Genomic DNA, 2,558 nt, shown 5'->3' with positions numbered 1-2,558 from the left:
GCACCAGGTAGCCCACCGTGCTTTGCGCCAGCGTGACCGGGCAGGTGATGCGCAGCGTGCCGCGTGGCTCGACCTGCATTTGCGCCACGGCTTCAGACGCCGCCATGGCCTCGTCGCGCATGGCGATGCAGTGGCGCAGGTAAATCTCGCCGACCTCAGTCAATGAAAGCTTGCGGGTGGTGCGCTGCAGCAGCCGCGCGCCCAGCCGCGCCTCCAGCTCAGCCACGCGGCGCGACAGGCGCGACTTGGGCAGCCCCAGCGCCCGCCCGGCGGCGGCAAAGCCGCCCCGCTCCACCACTTCGGCGAAATACAGCATGTCATTGAGGTCTTGCATGGGAAAAGTCCTTTCGCCGCCTTTTGCTCGCCTTGCACCGCGCGCGATGGCGCCGGTTTGAAGGAATTTTGTGATTTTGCGGCGTTTATTGTCTCACCAGTAGAACGATAAGTCACATTTTTGCCAACTTATCAAACACTCGACTCATCCGCACAATCTATCCCATGGCTGCGGTTCAAGGTGAACACGGCCTGAAAACCGGTTTATCCCACCCGATCAATCACTTCATTCAAGGAATTCACCATGACCAAACTTCTTCACATCGACTCCAGCATCCTTGGCGGCAACTCGGTTTCCCGCCAGCTCACGGCCCAGATCGTGGCCTCATGGCGCACCGCCAACCCCGCCACCGAAGTCAGCTACCTCGACCTGGCCGCCGACACACCTTCCCACCTCTCCGCCGAATCGCTGGGTTTCCGCATGCCTGCCGGCACGGCCCTGAGCGACGTGCAAAAGCGCGAAAACGCCGTGTCTGAAGCGCTGGTGTCGCAATTCCTGGCCGCTGACGTGATCGTCGTGGGCGCACCGCTMTACAACTTCGCGATTCCCACCCAGCTCAAGGCCTGGATCGACCGCGTTGCGCAAGTCGGCCGCACCTTCAAGTACACCGACAAAGGCCCCGTGGGCCTGGCCGGCGGCAAGACGGTGATCGTGGCTTCTGCGCGTGGCGGTGTGTATTCAACCAGCGACGCGATGACAGCCCTGGAACACCAGGAGAGCTACCTGAAAGTGGTGTTCGGCTTCTTCGGTATCACCGACGTGCGTTTTGTGCGCGCCGAAGGCCTGGCCATGGGCGAAGCCGCCAAGGAAGCCGCGCTGGCCGCCGCGCAAATTGAAATCGTGACCCACACGCAAAAATCCGCCAACCAGGAAAAAGCCGCGCTGGCTGCTTGAGTTGCCGGCGTCCGGCCATGACGCCGCAACGCCGCACAGAAGAAAGCCCGCAGTTGCGGGCTTTTTTTGTTTCGCCAACATCATCTGCCCGATGCACACGGCCAGACACGTTGTGCCGTGCAGCGTCATGGAGGAGCCTGTTCGACCCTCACCGCAACAGGACCGGGGCGCCGCATGGCGTCCAGCCCTGAGTCAAGCCGCCCGAGGCGGACCAGGCCGTCTGAAAAAGCGAAGTCCTTGTGATAAATGGCCAGATTGCCCCAGGGAGCGTAGTAACCGATATCGCCTGTGGAGGGCTTGTGCCCTACCGGCGCGCCCTTCGTTGACAGAGCACGCGGCAAGTCAGCGACTTTTTCGGTGGCCGCGTAGTCTTTCAACACAAGGTTCAGCGGAAGCAGTGCCGCAAAATCTCTGGCGCTGTCATTGCTGTCAAGTGTTGCCGTCGCAATGACGATGCCATCCACGCTCATCTGAATTTTCATCACGGGGACCTTCCTGCGGGGTGTCGGGTCAGATGGTTGTTGGGAAACTGCCCGAGTGTCGCCGCCCGCAGCAGCGAGACTACTCGCGCAAAGCAGTGGCAGCATCAGCGAGGCGCAAAACCTCCGTCTGCGCGCGGCGAAGTGAAAGGCGGTCTCGCGTTCGACGCGGACGCCGCCCGCCGCGTTGATGATTGCCCGAACCGCCATCAGGCGCCGGTCTGCACCAGGTGCTTGCCAAAGAACGCGGTCAGCTTGCTCCAGGGAATCAGCGTCACCCGGTCATACAAATCCACGTGGCCGGCGCCCGGAACAATGAACAGCTCTTTCGGTTCGGCGGCCCGCTTGTAGGCGTCTTCGCTGAATTCTTTCGAATGCGCCTGGTCGCCCGTGATGAACAGCATGGGGCGAGGCGAGATCGTCTCGATGTCATTGAACGGGTAAAAGTTCATGAACTTGACGTTGCTGGTCAGGGTCGGGTGCGTGGTGGTTCGCGCCGATCCGCCCGTGGGCGTGTATTCGCCTCGCGGCGTGCGGTAGAAGTCATAGAACTCGCGCTGGATGGGATGCGTGTCTGCCGTGAGCTCATGAACGGTACCGCTGGTGTACTGGATTGCGCCACCTTTGAATTCCACATCGCGCTGCGCCGCGGCGGCGGCGATGATCTGCTTGCGCTGCTCAAGGGTCTGCGAATGATTGAGGGCGTCGCGATTGGCCGCACCCATGTCATACATGCTCACCGTGGCGATGGCTTTCATGCGTGGGTCGATCTTCGCCGCACTGATGACAAAACTGCCGCTGCCGCAGATTCCGATGGCGCCGATCTGCAGCCTGTCTACAAACGCCTGGCT

4 protein-coding genes are annotated in these 2,558 nt (G+C 61.6%); 1 reads left to right on the top strand and 3 read right to left on the bottom strand.

All coding sequences use genetic code 11. The features are described from left to right. On the bottom strand, window positions 1–334 hold a 334-nt coding region (locus tag AC1D1P_RS20685), incomplete at its 3' end, for a LysR family transcriptional regulator (protein WP_477674252.1). Between the two features lie 243 nt (window positions 335–577). On the opposite strand from AC1D1P_RS20685, the gene AC1D1P_RS20680 reads away from it, so the two are divergent. After that, the gene (locus AC1D1P_RS20680) at window positions 578–1,228 is read left to right on the top strand and encodes an FMN-dependent NADH-azoreductase (RefSeq protein ID WP_477674251.1); all 651 of its coding nucleotides are present in this window, start codon (window positions 578–580) and stop codon (window positions 1,226–1,228) included. A 125-nt stretch (window positions 1,229–1,353) separates the two neighbouring features. Here the strand turns inward: AC1D1P_RS20680 and AC1D1P_RS20675 are convergent, their stop codons facing one another. Together AC1D1P_RS20675 and AC1D1P_RS20670 are read right to left on the bottom strand one after the other, a co-directional pair. Continuing rightward, on the bottom strand, window positions 1,354–1,710 hold the full coding sequence (locus tag AC1D1P_RS20675) for a cyclophilin-like fold protein (RefSeq protein WP_477674253.1): 357 nt from the start codon (window positions 1,708–1,710) through the stop codon (window positions 1,354–1,356). Window positions 1,711–1,916: 206 nt separating this feature from the next. Next, window positions 1,917–2,558, bottom strand: a 642-nt coding sequence (locus tag AC1D1P_RS20670; RefSeq protein ID WP_477674250.1) for an alpha/beta hydrolase, incomplete at its 5' end; no start/stop codon positions are given.

This window comes from Polaromonas sp. P1_E1_2, from assembly GCF_056406035.1.
This window is presented reverse-complemented; position numbering and strand designations above follow the sequence as displayed.

What these genes read in the sequence shown, in the direction of transcription:
- AC1D1P_RS20675 (WP_477674253.1), bottom strand. Translation starts at nt 1,710, where the DNA reads ATGAAAATTCAGATGAGCGTGGATGGCATCGTCATTGCGACGGCAACA.